The 14535-nt window shown below is 67.3% G+C and carries 15 protein-coding genes; 9 read left to right on the top strand and 6 right to left on the bottom strand.

Annotation, left to right across the window (positions count from 1 at the left end):
* Positions 1-37 precede the first annotated feature (37 nt).
* From E6C48_RS14170 to E6C48_RS14150, 5 genes are all read left to right on the top strand, one after another.
* Positions 38-1900, top strand: a complete 1863-nt coding sequence (locus E6C48_RS14170) for a DNA polymerase III subunit gamma/tau (RefSeq protein ID WP_136358289.1) — start codon at positions 38-40, stop codon at positions 1898-1900.
* Positions 1901-1945: 45 nt separating this feature from the next.
* Positions 1946-2269 carry a YbaB/EbfC family nucleoid-associated protein gene (locus tag E6C48_RS14165; RefSeq protein WP_136358287.1) on the top strand — a complete coding sequence of 108 codons (324 nt, stop codon included), beginning with the start codon at positions 1946-1948 and terminating at the stop codon, positions 2267-2269.
* A 317-nt stretch (positions 2270-2586) separates the two neighbouring features.
* Positions 2587-3723, top strand: a complete 1137-nt coding sequence (locus E6C48_RS23185) for a cell wall hydrolase (RefSeq protein WP_407940996.1) — start codon at positions 2587-2589, stop codon at positions 3721-3723.
* Between the two features lie 104 nt (positions 3724-3827).
* Positions 3828-4433 (top strand): recombination mediator RecR, encoded by a 606-nt coding sequence (gene recR / locus E6C48_RS14155; protein WP_136358285.1) that lies wholly within the window; start codon positions 3828-3830, stop codon positions 4431-4433.
* 62 nt (positions 4434-4495) lie between these two features.
* Positions 4496-5716, top strand: a complete 1221-nt coding sequence (locus tag E6C48_RS14150; RefSeq protein ID WP_168734541.1) for a lytic murein transglycosylase — start codon at positions 4496-4498, stop codon at positions 5714-5716.
* A gap of 135 nt (positions 5717-5851) precedes the next feature.
* Here the strand turns inward: E6C48_RS14150 and E6C48_RS14145 are convergent, their stop codons facing one another.
* Positions 5852-6853, bottom strand: a complete 1002-nt coding sequence (locus E6C48_RS14145; protein WP_136358283.1) for an LLM class flavin-dependent oxidoreductase — start codon at positions 6851-6853, stop codon at positions 5852-5854.
* Between the two features lie 94 nt (positions 6854-6947).
* Positions 6948-8981 carry an AI-2E family transporter gene (locus E6C48_RS14140; protein WP_407940995.1) on the bottom strand — a complete coding sequence of 678 codons (2034 nt, stop codon included), beginning with the start codon at positions 8979-8981 and terminating at the stop codon, positions 6948-6950.
* A gap of 285 nt (positions 8982-9266) precedes the next feature.
* On the opposite strand from E6C48_RS14140, the gene E6C48_RS14135 reads away from it, so the two are divergent.
* Entirely contained in the window at positions 9267-9695 is a 429-nt protein-coding gene (locus tag E6C48_RS14135) for a DUF6481 family protein (RefSeq protein ID WP_136358281.1), read from the top strand.
* A gap of 161 nt (positions 9696-9856) precedes the next feature.
* Here the strand turns inward: E6C48_RS14135 and sugE are convergent, their stop codons facing one another.
* On the bottom strand, positions 9857-10171 hold the full coding sequence (gene sugE / locus E6C48_RS14130) for a quaternary ammonium compound efflux SMR transporter SugE (RefSeq protein ID WP_136358279.1): 315 nt from the start codon (positions 10169-10171) through the stop codon (positions 9857-9859).
* Between the two features lie 146 nt (positions 10172-10317).
* Positions 10318-10443 (bottom strand): hypothetical protein, encoded by a 126-nt coding sequence (locus E6C48_RS23045; protein ID WP_269142545.1) that lies wholly within the window; start codon positions 10441-10443, stop codon positions 10318-10320.
* Between the two features lie 181 nt (positions 10444-10624).
* On the opposite strand from E6C48_RS23045, the gene E6C48_RS14125 reads away from it, so the two are divergent.
* Together E6C48_RS14125 and E6C48_RS14120 are read left to right on the top strand one after the other, a co-directional pair.
* Positions 10625-11587, top strand: coding sequence for a cation diffusion facilitator family transporter (locus E6C48_RS14125; protein WP_136358277.1), 963 nt, complete (start codon positions 10625-10627; stop codon positions 11585-11587).
* A gap of 44 nt (positions 11588-11631) precedes the next feature.
* On the top strand, positions 11632-12039 hold the full coding sequence (locus E6C48_RS14120) for a GFA family protein (protein WP_136358275.1): 408 nt from the start codon (positions 11632-11634) through the stop codon (positions 12037-12039).
* A 218-nt stretch (positions 12040-12257) separates the two neighbouring features.
* Here the strand turns inward: E6C48_RS14120 and E6C48_RS14115 are convergent, their stop codons facing one another.
* Positions 12258-13508: a DNA recombination protein RmuC gene (locus E6C48_RS14115; RefSeq protein WP_136358273.1), complete on the bottom strand. Its 1251-nt coding sequence runs from the start codon at positions 13506-13508 to the stop codon at positions 12258-12260.
* 95 nt (positions 13509-13603) lie between these two features.
* Between E6C48_RS14115 and def the strand changes: the two genes are divergently transcribed.
* Positions 13604-14134 (top strand): peptide deformylase, encoded by a 531-nt coding sequence (gene def / locus E6C48_RS14110; RefSeq protein ID WP_136358270.1) that lies wholly within the window; start codon positions 13604-13606, stop codon positions 14132-14134.
* A 7-nt stretch (positions 14135-14141) separates the two neighbouring features.
* Here def and E6C48_RS14105 read toward each other — a convergent pair whose 3' ends face one another.
* Positions 14142-14381 (bottom strand): hypothetical protein, encoded by a 240-nt coding sequence (locus tag E6C48_RS14105; RefSeq protein WP_136358268.1) that lies wholly within the window; start codon positions 14379-14381, stop codon positions 14142-14144.
* Between the last annotated feature and the right edge of the window lie 154 nt (positions 14382-14535).

The raw sequence follows: 14535 nt of genomic DNA, 5'->3' as shown, positions 1-14535 counted from the left end.
TGCCGAGGCGGCCTCAGCACAAAACCCGTCGAGGCCGATGAGCGAAGCCGGACCAAGCGAATCGGAAAAGGGCGTGACTGAAAAGACGTCCGGCGCCTATCGCGTCCTGGCGCGAAAATACCGCCCCTCCGATTTCTCCGAACTGATCGGCCAAGAGCCGATGGTGCGCACGCTCACCAACGCGTTCGCCACCGGCCGCATCGCCCAGGCCTGGATGCTGACCGGCGTGCGCGGCGTCGGCAAGACGACCACGGCGCGTATCCTCGCCCGGGCCTTGAATTACAAGACGGCCGACGTCGATCGCCCCTCCGTCGATCTCTCGGTGCCCGGAGAGCATTGCCAGGCCATCATGGAAGGCCGCCATGTCGACGTCATCGAGATGGACGCCGCCTCCCATACCGGCATCGACGACATCCGCGACATCATCGACCGTGTGCGCTACGCGCCTGTCGCCGCGCGCTACAAGGTCTACATCATCGACGAAGTGCACATGCTCTCCACGCCCGCCTTCAACGGCCTGTTGAAGACGCTGGAGGAGCCGCCGCCGCACGTCAAATTCATCTTCGCCACCACCGAGATCCGCAAGGTGCCGATCACGGTGCTGTCGCGCTGCCAGCGCTTCGACCTGCGCCGCATCGACGCCGGCGCGCTGGTCGGGCATCTCGCTTCGATCGCCGAAAAGGAAGGCATCGCCGTCGACGCCGAGGCGCTGGCGATGATCGCCCGCGCCGCCGAGGGCTCGGCCCGCGATTCGCTCTCCATCCTCGACCAGGCGATCGCCCACGGCAGCGGCAAGGTGGATGCCGGCGCCGTGCGCGCCATGCTCGGGCTGGCCGACCGCGCCCGCATCGTCGACCTGTTCGAGCACGTCATGAAGGGCGACATTGCCGCAGCACTCACTGAACTGCGCCAGCAATACGACGTCGGCGCCGATCCGGCCGCCGTGCTGACCGACCTTGCCGAGTTCAACCATCTGGTCACCCGCCTGCGCTTCGTGCCCGAAGCCGCCGACGATGCCACCCTGTCGGAGGAGGAGCGCCGGCGGGGCAGGGACTTTGCCGAAAAGCTGTCGGTCCGGGTGCTGTCGCGCACATGGCAGATGCTGTTGAAGGGCATCCCCGAGGTCCAGAATTCCAACCGGCCGCTGGCGGCGGCCGAGATGGTGCTGATCCGCCTCGCCCATGCCGCCGACCTGCCGACGCTGGACGAGGCGCTGAAGACGCTGGAGGGCGGCGGCACCGCCTCTCAGCCGTCGGCACCGTCCCGCCCGGCTTCCTCTGCGTCGGCGCCGGTATCGGGCGGCGCGGCCAGCGCGGTTGCGCAGGCGCGCATGCCGTCCGGCGGTGGCGGCTCCGCCCAGGCGATGCGGCTGGTCGAGGCACAGCCGGAGGTCGCGCCGCCGGTGCCGGTCGCCGCAGTCCGGCCCGCCGTCGAGGAACCCCCGGCGCCGGCGCTGAAATCGCTGGCCGACATCGTCGCGCTGGCCGAGCAGCATCGCGACGGATTGGTCAAGGCGATGCTGCGGCGCTACGTGCGCCCGGTCAGGATGGAGCCCGGCCGGCTCGACGTGGCGCTGACCGAGGACGCGCCGCGCACGCTGCTCAACGACCTGACGACGAAGCTGCGCGCCTGGACGGGCCGCAACTGGCTGGTATCGCTGTCGAAGGAAGAAGGCGGCCAGACGCTGGCCGAGATGGAATCCGCCCGGCGCGAAAGCGCCTTCCTCGACGCGCGCTCCGACCCCACGGTGGCGGCCATCCTCGCCCGTTTCCCCGGCGCCAGGATCATCGACGTGCGTATTCCCCAAGCGGTCGACGATGCAGCGGCCGAGGATGACGGGGACGACACCGACGGCCTGCCGGAGGACCCCGTGGACCCGGCGGTCGACGACGACGAATAGCGCCGCGGCCGCGGCCGGCGATGTGACGAAAGGAAGGATACGACCATGAAGGATCTGCTCGGGCTGATGGGCAAGGCGAAGGAAATGCAGGCCAAGATGCAGGCCATGCAGGAGGAGATCGCCGTCATGGAGGCCTCCGGCCAGGCCGGCGGCGGGCTGGTTTCGGTGACGCTGACGGGCAAGTTCGAGATGAAGGCGCTGAAGATCGACCCCTCGCTGTTCAAGGAGGACGAGGTCGAGATCCTGGAGGACCTGATCCTCGCCGCCCACAACGACGCCAAGGCCAAGGTCGAGCAGGTGATGCAGGAAAAGACCAGGGAACTGACCGCCGGCCTGCCGATGCCCCCCGGCATGAAACTGCCGTTCTGACAGGCCGCCCGAGATATTGCCGGGCCGCGGCGAAAACGGTGCATGGCAGGCGCCGCAGCGCAGACGAACACCGGTTGCGGACCGGTCTGGCGGATTTGCCGGATCGAGCCTCGCGGTCTGCCACAATTTGCCCTGTTATCACGCCTTGTAACGACGCGAGCGGATTGTTGATCGCGTCCAAGGCCTTGCAAGGCGGCCTGTAAGCTGATCGCTAACCATTTGGCCATCTTTCTGCCCGAAACGATCTCATTCTTGCCACGACTTGGCTCGCCAGGATTTCGGGGGACGGGAGCAGCAGCAACAGTGAGGCGGATCAATTGACTAGCCAGCGATGGAAGGTGCCAGCCCTGCTGTGCGCCGCGCTTTCGCCGTTTCTTCTGGCCGGTTGCAGCCAGACGACATCCCACGGCATGTCCGTTGCCAGTCTCGCCAGTTCCGTCCTGCCTTCCGCCGACGGTTCGACCCGCGTCCGCCCCTATCGCTACACGTCCCGCGACAAGGAATGCCTTGAACGGGCGATGTTCTTCGAATCCAACCGCTCCAGCCGCGCCGGCATGGTCGCTGTCGGCACCGTGGTGATGAACCGGCTGCGATCGGGCAAACACGGCAACACCATCTGCGGCGTGGTCGGCGAGCGCAACCAGTTCGCGCCCGGCGTGATGACGCGCAAGATGAACTCCCGCGCCATGCCCGACGTGCAGGAAGCCGCCGAGGCGGTGCTGAAGGGCGAGCGCTCGAAGAAACTGAAGAACGCCATGTTCTTCCACACCGCCGGCCTGAAATTCCCCTACAAGAACATGCACTATGTGCTGGTCGCCGGCGGCAACGCCTTCTACGAGAAGCGCGGCCGCAACTGGCAGCCGCTGCCTGACGAGCAGCAGACGATGGTCGCCTTCGCCGGCGATACGTCGGATGCCGCGGGGAAGGCGATCACGGTCGCCTCGGCCGAGCCGGCGAGCGATGCCGGCGGATTGCCGGGCGTGCAGCAGGTCGACCTGCCCGACACCGCGCCGGTGATGACCGCTGCGGCGAGGCCGGCTGCGCGGCCTGCCGAAAAGCCGGTCGCGGTCGCATCCGCCGATCCCGCGCCGCTGCCGCAGAACAGCCCCTTCGCTTTCGCCTCCTCCGACGAGGCAATGGCCGACGGCTTCGACAATGCGGCGCCCCAGGCGGCAGCACCCAAGGCCGCGCAGAAGAAGCGCAGCCGTGTGGCCGCGCCCGCCCCGCAGGCTGCGGTCGACGTGGCTTCCGCCGAGCCGTCGCCGAAGGCGCAGAAGAAGATCATCGATTCCGTGCCGTTGCCGACGGCCCGGGCCAGCATGGTGAAGGCGGCGTCCGCCAAGCCCTCGAAGCCGGCCAAGGCGCAGGCCGTGCTGGTTGCCGAGGAAGAGCCCTTGGCTTCGCGCTTCGGCCGCGACGACGATTCCGGCGTCTCGATGAGCTTCGCCCAGTAGCACGACACGGGTCGCCGTGGCGCGACCGCGAGGAACCGCGCGTTTGTGCGGTTCCGTTCCCGGCCCACTCCCCAGTGCCCGGCATTCGGCTTATATGCTCTCCCATGTCGAAGCGAATCGCCGGCCCCGAGATCGAACGCCTCATCCAGCTTCTGGCCAAGGTGCCGGGGCTCGGGCCGCGCTCGGCGCGCCGCGCGGCGCTCCATCTCATCAAGAAGAAGGAGCAGTTGCTGGCGCCGCTGGCCGATGCCATGGGCGAGGCGGTGGACAAGGTGCGCGTCTGCTCGACCTGCGGCAACGTCGACACCGCCGATCCCTGCATGATCTGCACCGATCCGCGCCGCGATGCCGCGACATTGATCGTCGTCGAGGACGTGTCGGACCTGTGGGCGCTGGAGCGCGCCTCGGCCATGAACGTGCGCTACCATGTGCTCGGCGGCACGCTGTCGCCACTCGACGGCATCGGCCCGGAGCAGCTCAACATCCGCGCGCTTGTCGACCGTGTTGCCGGCGGCGAGGTCAAGGAGGTGATCCTGGCGGTGAACGCCACCGTCGAGGGCCAGACCACGGCGCATTACCTCACCGACCAGCTTGCCGATTTCGACGTCAAGGTGACGCGGCTGGCGCATGGCGTGCCGGTCGGCGGCGAGCTCGACTATCTCGACGAGGGCACGCTTGCCGCGGCGCTGAAATCGCGGACGGCGTTTTGAGCGGGGGCGAGCGCGTCGTGACTTTTGGTGACAAGTTCCGCCACGCCGGGTTCTTCGGGTTCCTGCTTCAAGCCGCATCGGTCTTGCTGGTCCTTGCCGCCCCGGCCGCCGCCGCGAAGGTCGACGGGCAATTCCGCGCCTGGCTTCAGACCGACCTCTGGCCGGATGCCGAGGCAAGGGGGATCTCGCGCAAGACCTTCAATCAGGCTTTCGACGGGGTGAAGCCGAACCTCAAGCTGCCGGACCTTGTCATGCCCGGCGAAAAGCCTTCGACGCCCAAGGTCCAGCACCAGGCGGAATTCGGCTCGCCGGGGCCTTACTTCGCCGAAAAGACGCTGGCGCCGGTCGCCACCGGCGGACGCGCCCGCGCCGGCCGGTATGCCTCCACGCTTGCGAGGATCGAGCAGCGCTACGGCGTGCCGGGCGTCATCGTGCTCGCCGTCTGGGGGCGCGAGACCGGCTACGGCGCGGCCAGGCTGCGCTACGACGCCTTCGAGGTGCTGGGCACGCGCGCTTTCCTCTCGGCCACCAAGCGCGACATGTACCGCACCGAACTCATCGCCGCGCTGGAGATCGTCCAGAAGGGATTGGAGCCGGTGGGCGCGATGAAGTCGTCATGGGCCGGCGCGCTCGGCCAGCCGCAGTTCATGCCGACCTCCTTCCTCAAGCATGCGGTGGATTTCGATGGTGACGGCCGCGTCGACATCTGGGATTCGGTTCCCGACACGCTGGCTTCCATCGCCAATTATCTCGCCGACTACGGCTGGGTGAGGGGGCGTGACTGGGGTTTCGAGGTGACGGTGCCGGACAGCGTTTCGTGCGCGCTCGAAGGCCCGGATCGCGGCAGGAAGATTGCCGACTGGGGCAAGTTCGGCATCGCGCGCGTCGGCGGCAAGCCGTTTCCGGCCAGCGAGGCGAAGGCTGAAGGGTATCTCATGATGCCGGCCGGCCGCCATGGCCCGGCCTTCATCGTCACGCCGAACTTCTACGTCCTGAAGGAATACAACACCTCGGATCTCTACGCCCTGTTCATCGGCCTGTCCGCCGACCGCATCGCCCATGGCGACAGGCGGTTCTCGGCCGACTGGGGCGCCGTCGGCGGTCTCTACCGCTCCGACATCGCCGCCATGCAGCGGGCACTGGAGAAAAAGGGTTACGACGTCGGCAGCGCCGACGGCCTGCCGGGCTTCAAGACGCGCCGCTCCATCGGCGAGTGGCAGCAGAAGAACGGCCGCGCCGCCACCTGCTTCCCCGATGAGGACCTGGTCAAGGCGGTGAAGTGACTTCCTTCTCCCCGTTTACGGGGAGAAGGTGGCGGCAGCCGGATGAGGGGCAGTACAAGCTTTCGCGAGTGGGCGCTGCCCCTCACCCGACCCTTCGGGCCACCCTCTCCCCGTAAACGGGGAGAGGAAAGGGCGCTACGCCGCCGCCGCCATCTCCTTGTGGACGTCGGCCAGGATCTCGAACGAGCGTACGCGCGCCGCGTGGTCGAACACCTGCGCCGTCACCATCAGTTCGTCGGCGCCGGTGCGGGCGATGAAGGCCTCGACGCCGCGCCTTACCGTTTCGGGCGAGCCCACCACCGCCTGCGCCAGCGCATGGCCGAGCATGGCGCGGGCATTGGCGTCGAGGTCGCGGTCATAGCCTTCCACGGGGGCGGGCAGCTTGCCCGGTCTGCCGCTGCGCAGGTTGACGAACGCCTGCTGCAGCGAGGTGAACAGGAAGCTCGCCTCGGCGTCGGTGGGAGCGGCGACGACATTGAGCCCCAGCATGACATGCGGCTTGTCGAGATGCTCCGACGGCTGGAAGCGCGAGCGGTAGACGGAAAGCGCATTGTCGAGTTCGGCCGGCGCGAAATGCGAGGCGAAGGCATAGGGCAGGCCGAGCAGGGCCGCGAGCTGGGCGCCGTAGAGACTTGAGCCGAGGATCCACACCGGCACGTCCTGGCCTTCGCCGGGCACGGCGCGGATGCGCTGGCCTTCTTCGGCCGGCTGGAAATAGCCCATCAGCTCGACCACGTCCTGCGGGAAATTGTCGACGCCGGCGTCGAGGTTGCGGCGCAGCGCCCGGGCGGTCAGCATGTCCGTGCCCGGTGCGCGGCCGAGACCAAGGTCGATGCGGCCGGGATAGAGCGCGGCCAGCGTGCCGAACTGCTCGGCGATCACCAGCGGCGAGTGGTTGGGCAGCATGATGCCGCCGGCACCGACGCGGATTTTGCTTGTGCCGCCGGCGACATGGCCGATGGCGACGGCGGTGGCGGCGCTGGCGATACCGGGCATGTTGTGGTGCTCGGCCAGCCAGTAGCGGTTGTAGCCAAGCCGTTCCGCATGGCGCGCGAGGTCGAGCGAGTTGGCGAGCGACTGCGAGGCGGTGCCGCCTTCGACGATGGGGGACAGGTCGAGGACGGACAGGGCTGTCATGCGAAAATCTCCGGTGCTCGCGACCATATGGGGGCGCGGCGGCGAGGGCGCAAGCGAACGCGCGCGGACCGGCCATGCGCGCCCGCCGATGCGCTCAGGCTTTCTGGGTCTGCCTGGCCGGCGCCGGCTTGCGCGCAGTGCGTCCGTTCGCGGCGGGCTTGGCCGTCTCCTGCTTGCCGGAAACCGCCTTAGCGGGACGCCGGCGCCGTACCGGCCGCCGCTTCGGCAGGGCCTTCAACGGCTTGGCGCTTTCCTGCGCAAGCGCGCGCCGTACCGTTTCCGCGATCGTCGTGGTGACGAAATCCGCTCCGGTCCCGTCCTCGGTGATCGAGCCCCGCCGGTTGCCGTCGGCTTCCATCGGCACCAGCAGGCCGACGCGAAGCTTCGCCTTGCGCCGCTTCAGCCGCCGCACCGCGTGGCGAGCCTGCGCCAGCGAAGCGGCGTTGAGATAGGTCACGACGACGGTGTCGGCCTCGCCCAGCGCCAGGGCGCCGAAGCGTTCCGGCTCGAAGGTCTGATAACCGGCGATCGCTGTCTCCGCGCCCTGGATTTCCAGCACCTGCGCCACCATGGCGGCGGCCGCGTCGTCGATCTCGCCGCGTCCGCCGATGCAGACAAGGCTGCGGCCTTCGCCGTCCGGCAGGTCGGGGCCGGCGTCGTCTTCGCCGTCCTCGGTGTCCGCTCCGGCTTCGTTTTTCCCGGCCTCGTCATCGGCGCCGTTTTCTTCCACCTCGTCTTCGGCGAGGTCGGCGAGCTCCTGAACCAGCGTGCCGGCGGCCGTCGCGAAACGCACGCGCTGCTCGTGGGTCATGACGCCGCGCTGGCGGTCGACCTCGCCCAGCACCAGGGCGGGCAGCGCCACCTCGTCGTAGAAATCGACGAGATATTCGTCTTCCAGATAGTCCTCCGCATAGTCGGCGGCCTCATAGGGGTCGCCGGCAAGCAGCCGCTGGTAGACGCGGGCGTGCGGCTCCAGCACCGGCTCGTTGCCGAGCAGCACGCCGAGGAACTCGAACTGCGAGACGTGCCGGCCGAGCACGACGAGACACACCGTCAGCGGTGTCGACAGCACCAGGCCGAGCGGCCCCCACAGCCATGCCCAGAAGATCGCCGCGACGATGATGGCGAGCGGCGACAGGCCCGTTTCCGAGCCGTATAGCCACGGTTCCAGCACGTTGTTGGAGATCAGTTCCATGGCGATGAACAGGGCAGCCGTCCACAGCAGCGGCGCCCAGCCCGGCGACACCGCCAGCGTGAGCAGCAGCGGCATCAGCATGCCGATGGCCGGCCCGATATAGGGCACGAAGCGTAGCACCAGCGTCAGCCCGCCCCACAAAAGCGCGTTGGGGATGCCGAGCAGCCACAGGCCGGCGGTGATCGGCACCGCGTAGATCGTGTTGATGACCAGCTGCATCAGAAGGTAGCGGCCGACGCGCTTGCCGGCGTCCTGCAGCGCCTCGGTGGTCTTGTGCAGGTCGCCATAGCCGACCAGCCGGATGAAGCGGTCGCGCAAGTCCTCGCGCTCCAAAAGCATGAACACCACCACGACGATGACGAGGCCCGCCATCGAGAACGGGCTGATCAGCGGCACCACGATGTTGTTGAGGATATCGAGCGGGCTCTGGTGCGAGACGATCTCGACCGGCAGCGGCTTCTGTTCCGGCGTTTCGGCGCTTTGCGTGCCGGCCTGGAGTTCCTGGCCGACGCGCTCGGCCGCGCCCGTCAGGCGCTCGATCAGGCCGCCGCCGGCACCGAGTTCCTTCAGCGAGCGGATCTTCTCGACGACGTTGGTCTGATAGGTCGGGATGTTCTGGGCGAGGTTTGAAACCTGCGAGGCCACCAGGAAGGCGAAGCAGGCGATGACGATGAAGGCCGAGAGCACGGTGAGCGTCACGGCGACCACCTTCGGCACCGCCATCTTGCGCAGCGCCGACACGATCGGCGCCAGCGCGAAGGTCAGCAGGATCGCGATCGCCAGCGGCAAAAGCACGTCCTTGCCGAGATAGAGGATGGCGGTGACGCCGACGATGGTGACGACCGGCGGCACGGCAATGCGGGTGAGGTCGCCGTTCGCCGCCTCCGGCGGGGCAGCGGCTGCTTCGCGGCGGATTTCGGAATTCGTCGTCAATGGCTTCCCCCCTCACAGACAGGCGCCGTCGGGAAGGCCGTGCGGGGATGGCGGCTAGAACGCCCATGCGCTTCGCCAAATCCCCCGGCGATGCGGCCGCCGTCAGTCCTCCCGGTTCCATTGTCGGGCCGTGCGCAGGAACGCCGCTGCCCGGGCAAGGTTCCGTCCCCCTCCCAAAGTCGCAGCCAATTCACGGATTTTCATGGCTGGCATACCGTTTTGGCGCTTGAACTTGCCATTATCGCGCGTATGTAAGCGTCGCGAATTGACTTCAGGGAATGACACTTGGCTATCTACAGGGAAAAAGACATCTTCGAGCGGCGCAATGCCGCAAATCAGGCAAAGAAGGCGCTTCTGGAGCGCTTCAAGGCAAGACCCGCGGCGGACGACCCGGCCGTGCTGGCCCGTCAGGCGGAACGCAAGGCTATTTTGGAAGCCCGTGCCATCCGCGAGGCCGAAAAGGCGAAATTGAAGCAGGAGAAGCTGGCGCGCGAAGCGGCCGAAAAGGCTGCCCGCGAGGCCGAAGAGGCGCGCCTGCGTGCCGAGGCCGAGGCCAAGGCCGCGGAAGAGGCTAAGGTCCGCGCGGCCGAAGAGGCCGAACGGCTCGCCGGCGAGCTCGCCGACGAAGCGGCCCGCAAGGCCAAGCGCGACGCCCGCTACGCGGCGCGCAAGGCCCGCGTCGGCCGCACGCCTCCGGGCTTCTCCGCCCGCTGATTTGTTTCGGATTTGAAACAAGCCCGGCCACCGAACGCTGGCCGGGCTTTTGGCGTTTCAGCATTTGCGGCCGGACCGCGTCGTCCGGTGCCGCGCGGACGCGCTGACCGGATCAATCCGGAGCAGCGGGATCGTGCGCGCCGGAAGGCCGGCTGCTCCGGTCAGGCCACCAGCTTGAGGCCGGCGATGCCGCAGACGATCAGGGCAATGCAGCCGATCCTGACGGCGGTCGCCGGGTCGCCGAGCAGCCACATGCCCAGGATCGCTGTGCCGACCGTGCCGACACCCGTCCAAACCGCGTAGGCGGTTCCGACCGGCAGGTCCTTCAGCGCCAAGCCAAGCAGGCCCATGCTGATGATCATCGACACGATCGTCAGCACTGTCGGTATCGGTCTGGTGAAGCCGTCCGTATATTTCAGGCCGATTGCCCAACCGACTTCGAAAAGACCCGCGAGAAAAAGAAGAGTCCACGGCATTGGCCGCTCCTTGTGAAATGGCGGGCCGTCCAGCCGTGTATCGAGCCAAGGGCAAAAGCCCCGGCGCGGGGTCGTCCCCGCGCCTTCGATATAAGGGAGGCAGGCAGCGGGTTCAATGAACCGGCTGTCGAGCCGCCGAAGGGCGCCTATTTCTCCTTGATGCGGATCGCCTGAACGGAAGGCGGCGGCGTCTTTCCCGCTGCCGCCGGCTTCTTGGCGTCCTTCTTGGGTTTTCGGACTTCCTTCTTCGCCTTCATTGCGCCTTTGGCCATGGCCTGTCCTCCAGTCTGTGGGGAACGGAATCAAGCAAGAGTTGCGGCCGACCGCAAGAGGGATAAAGAACCGCCGCCCGCAAAACCGGCCGTGTCGGCAATGTTGCAGCGCGGTTGCGAAACTCACTGTGCATCCGCCTTGCGGGCGCTATGTTGGTAAGATCGTTCGACGGATGGCACCATGGCAGGACACGGCGGCTCGAGACGGGTGATCTATGCGGCGCTGGCCGGCAACCTGGCCATCGCGCTGACCAAGTTCGCCGCCGCCTTCTTCACCGGCTCGTCGGCCATGCTGTCGGAGGGCGTGCATTCGCTGGTCGATACCGGCAATGGCGGGCTTCTGCTCTATGGCATGCACCGCGCCGCACGGCCAGCGGACAGCACGCACCCCTTCGGTCACGGCCGCGAGCTTTATTTCTGGAGCTTCATCGTAGCACTCCTGGTGTTCGCGTTGGGCGCCGGCGTTTCGTTCTACGAGGGCGTCATGCACATCATGGCGCCCGAGTCGGTCGCCAACCCGATGGTGAACTATGTCGTCCTTGGTTTCTCGCTGCTGTTCGAGGGCGGTTCCTGGTGGGTGGCGCTGAAGGAGTTCCACAAGACCAAGGGCCGGCTCGGCTGGTTCCAGGCGGTGCGGCTGAGCAAGGACCCGAGCGTCTACACGGTGCTGTTCGAGGACAGCGCCGCCCTGCTCGGCCTTCTCGTCGCCTTCGCCGGCATTTCGGCTGCCGAGGTCTTCGACATACCCGAATTCGACGGCGTCGCCTCGCTCGGCATCGCCGCCATCCTGGGAGCGACCGCTATCTTCCTGGCGCGCGAGAGCAAGGGCCTACTGCTCGGCGAGCCGGCATCGCGCGAGGTGCAGGCGAAGGTGCTGGCGATCGCCCAGCAGGACGCGGCCGTGCAGCGGGCCAACGGTCTCGTCAGCGTGCATATCGGCCCCGAGGAGATCATCGCCGGCCTGAGCGTCGAGTTCGAGGACCATGTCGCGGCCCCCGAGATCGAGGCCTGCGTCGAACGCATCGAGGCGCGGTTGAAGGCCGAGGTGCCGACGGTCAAAAGCCTGTTCGTCAAGCCGCAGACGACGCGGACATGGGAAAGGCGCCGGCAGGAAATGGCCGATGCCTCGGATGACGAGGTGTGAACCAAGGGCGGAGGGGCGAGGAAACCAGACCCGGGAGATGTGACATGAAGATCGACGGCGGGTGCCATTGCGGCGCCATCACCTATGAAGCGGAGGTCGATCCCGAAAAGACCTCCATCTGCCATTGCACGGATTGCCAGCAGATCACCGGCACGGCCTTCCGCGTCACCGACTTTGCGCCGGAAAGCGACTACCGCATCACCGCCGGCACGCCGAAGGAATACATCAAGGTCGCCGAAAGCGGCGCCAAGCGCGCACAGGGTTTTTGCGCCGACTGCGGCTCGCAGCTCTATTCGACCTCGGTCGGCGACGGCCCGAAAGTCTACGGCATCCGCGTCGGCACCGCGCGCCAGCGGCAGGACCTTATCCCGCGACGCCAGACGTGGCACCGCTCGGCGCTGCACTGGCTGCCGGAGTTCGACGGGCTGGAGGCGGTGGAGAGGCAGAGCTAGGCGCCTGCGGGTATGGGTGATCGCGTATGGCCTTCCCTCTCCGTCTCGGCTTCGCCGAGCCACCTCTCCCCCACTTCGTGAGGGGAGAGGATGGGAGCCAAGGCTTGCGGCCGGCTTATCCTCTCCACCCGGAACGGGGGGAGAGGTGGCTTGCGAAGCAAGACGGAGAGGGGGCAGCGTGCGGGACACGCTTCGCGTGACCCAATGCGAAAAATCCGTCACTCGTCGCCTTCCACCACCCGCAGCCTGAGCTGCCCGGTCTTGGAATCGGCGACGCGCGTGCCGGCTGCCGCCGGCTGGCGTGGTTCGTCTTCCCCGCCGTCCGCCGTTCCGAACTCCAGCGCCTCGATCTTCTGGCCGCGCTTCGTCACCTTGGACGACGAGACGAGGATGTCGTCGATATCCTTCGCCGCCTGGCCGAAATGCGCCTGCAATTTGCGCACGCGCTCGTCGAGGCGGCTGACGTCCTCCATCAGCCGCACCACCTCGCCCTGGATGAGATGCGCCTGCTCGCGCATGCGCGCGTCCTTGAGGATCGCCTGCACGACCTGGATCGACAGCATCAGCAGCGACGGCGAGACGATGACGATGCGGGCGCGATGCGCCCGCTGCACCAGCGCCTCGAAATTCTCGTGGATCTCGGCGAACACCGATTCAGAGGGTACGAACATGAAGGCCGTGTCCTGCGTCTCGCCCTGGATGAGGTACTTTTCCGAAATATCGCGGATATGCACCTCGATGTCGCGGCGGAAGGCCTGTGAGGCGACCTTTTGCGCCGCCTCGCCCTCGGCGGCGCGGATGGCGTTCCACGCCTCCAGCGGGAATTTCGCGTCGACGACCAGCGACGGCGTGTCGTTCGGCATCCTGATGATGCAGTCCGGCCGGCTGCCGTTCGACAGCGTCGCCTGGAACTCGTAGGCGCCGTGCGGCAGGCCGTCGGCGACGATCGCCTCCATGCGCGACTGGCCGAAGGCGCCGCGCGTCTGCTTGTTGGACAGGATCGCCTGCAACTGCACTACCTGGCCAGCGAGCGACTGGATGTTGCCCTGCGCGGTGTCGATGACGGCTAGCCGCTCCTGCAACCTGGCGAGGCTTTCGTGCGTCGAGCGGGCCTGCTCGCTCATCGACTGGCCGAGCCGTCCTGTCATGGCGTCGAGCCGGTTGCCGATCGCCTGCGTCAGTTCCGCCTGACGCGAGCCGAACACCTCGGCCAGCGTCCCCATGCGCCCCTGCATCTCGGCCTGCGCCTGCAGGATGCCGGCCATGCGCGCCTCGGCTTCGCGCGCTGCCGCCGCCTGCTCGGCCGCAGCGGTTGCCCGCGCCTTGCCGGCGCGCCAGACGGCGGCGACGAGCAAAGCAAGCAGGATGAAAAGCAGCACGCCCGCGAACGCCAGCGCGCCGCCCACCGTGACGGTGCTGGCGCCGAGGCGGAAAAGCGGGGCGGACAGGAAGGCGGCGCTTTCGTTCATTGCGCCAGCATAGACGATTCGCCCGGTGTCGAAAGATCAAAACGTGAACAATCATTGCCGTTGACGCTCGCCAGCCGAGGTCTTAGGTGAGGCGCATGTCGATCAAGCCGCTCATCATCCTTCCCGATCCCGTGTTGCGCCAGCTTTCCAAGCCGGTGGAGCGCGTCGACGCGCCGCTCAGGCAACTCGCCGACGACATGCTGGAAACGATGTACGACGCGCCCGGCATCGGGCTGGCGGCCATCCAGATCGGCGAGCCGCTCAGGCTGCTGGTCATCGACCTCGCCAAGGAAGACGAGACGCCCGCGCCGCATGTCTTCATCAACCCGGAAATCCTCGAAAGCGCCGACGCCCGCTCGGTCTACGAGGAGGGGTGCCTGTCGATCCCGGACTATTATGCCGAGGTCGAGCGCCCGGCCTCGGTCCGGGTGAAATATCTCGACCGCGACGGCAAGGAGCAGGAGATCATGGCCGAGGGGCTGATGGCGACCTGTCTCCAGCACGAGATCGACCACCTGAACGGGGTCCTGTTCATCGACCATATCTCCAAGCTGAAGCGCGACATGGTGGTGAAGAAGTTCCGCAAACTGGCCAAGGACAAGGCCCCCGGCCGCCTGGTGGGGTGATCCGGCCTCACGACAGGATCGCCGCCAGCCATTGCAGCCCGAGCCGGCCAAGGGCGACAAGCCATGGCCATAGGCTCGGCGCCAGTGCCAGCGCCACCACCATCCACAGGCCGAGCGGCCGGATGCGCAGCACCAATGTGCGATGCCGGACCGTCTCGGCGACGCCGGCCCTGTATTGTGTGTCACGTGCTTCCACGCCTGCGATGGCGGAATGCAGGGCAGGACGAGATTCGCGCTGCTTGCCCATGGCGCAACTCCTTCGATATCGGATGCCTTGAGGGTAAGGCCGTGCAGAGGACCGTGGATAAGTCGCACGCAGGTTCCTGCCATTTCTCGCCAGCGGCTTGACCCGGGGTGTGGAAAGCCGTTCAAACCGTCCCCACCGGATCGAAGCCGGGGAG

It is taken from the genome of Ollibium composti, assembly GCF_004801285.1.
Lineage (GTDB): Bacteria > Pseudomonadota > Alphaproteobacteria > Rhizobiales > Rhizobiaceae > Mesorhizobium > Mesorhizobium composti.
The sequence above is the reverse complement of the archived record's forward strand: the minus strand, read 5'-3'. Positions and strand labels throughout refer to the sequence as shown.

Bases quoted from the DNA above. Each gene is read 5' to 3' on its own strand.
- E6C48_RS14170 (WP_136358289.1), top strand. From the start codon at position 38: ATGAGCGAAGCCGGACCAAGCGAATCGGAAAAGGGCGTGACTGAAAAG.
- E6C48_RS14165 (WP_136358287.1), top strand. From the start codon at position 1,946: ATGAAGGATCTGCTCGGGCTGATGGGCAAGGCGAAGGAAATGCAGGCC.
- recR (WP_136358285.1), top strand. From the start codon at position 3,828: ATGTCGAAGCGAATCGCCGGCCCCGAGATCGAACGCCTCATCCAGCTT.
- E6C48_RS14145 (WP_136358283.1), bottom strand. From the start codon at position 6,853: ATGACAGCCCTGTCCGTCCTCGACCTGTCCCCCATCGTCGAAGGCGGC.
- sugE (WP_136358279.1), bottom strand. From the start codon at position 10,171: ATGCCGTGGACTCTTCTTTTTCTCGCGGGTCTTTTCGAAGTCGGTTGG.
- E6C48_RS23045 (WP_269142545.1), bottom strand. From the start codon at position 10,443: ATGGCCAAAGGCGCAATGAAGGCGAAGAAGGAAGTCCGAAAACCCAAG.
- E6C48_RS14125 (WP_136358277.1), top strand. From the start codon at position 10,625: ATGGCAGGACACGGCGGCTCGAGACGGGTGATCTATGCGGCGCTGGCC.
- E6C48_RS14120 (WP_136358275.1), top strand. From the start codon at position 11,632: ATGAAGATCGACGGCGGGTGCCATTGCGGCGCCATCACCTATGAAGCG.
- E6C48_RS14115 (WP_136358273.1), bottom strand. From the start codon at position 13,508: ATGAACGAAAGCGCCGCCTTCCTGTCCGCCCCGCTTTTCCGCCTCGGC.
- def (WP_136358270.1), top strand. From the start codon at position 13,604: ATGTCGATCAAGCCGCTCATCATCCTTCCCGATCCCGTGTTGCGCCAG.
- E6C48_RS14105 (WP_136358268.1), bottom strand. From the start codon at position 14,381: ATGGGCAAGCAGCGCGAATCTCGTCCTGCCCTGCATTCCGCCATCGCA.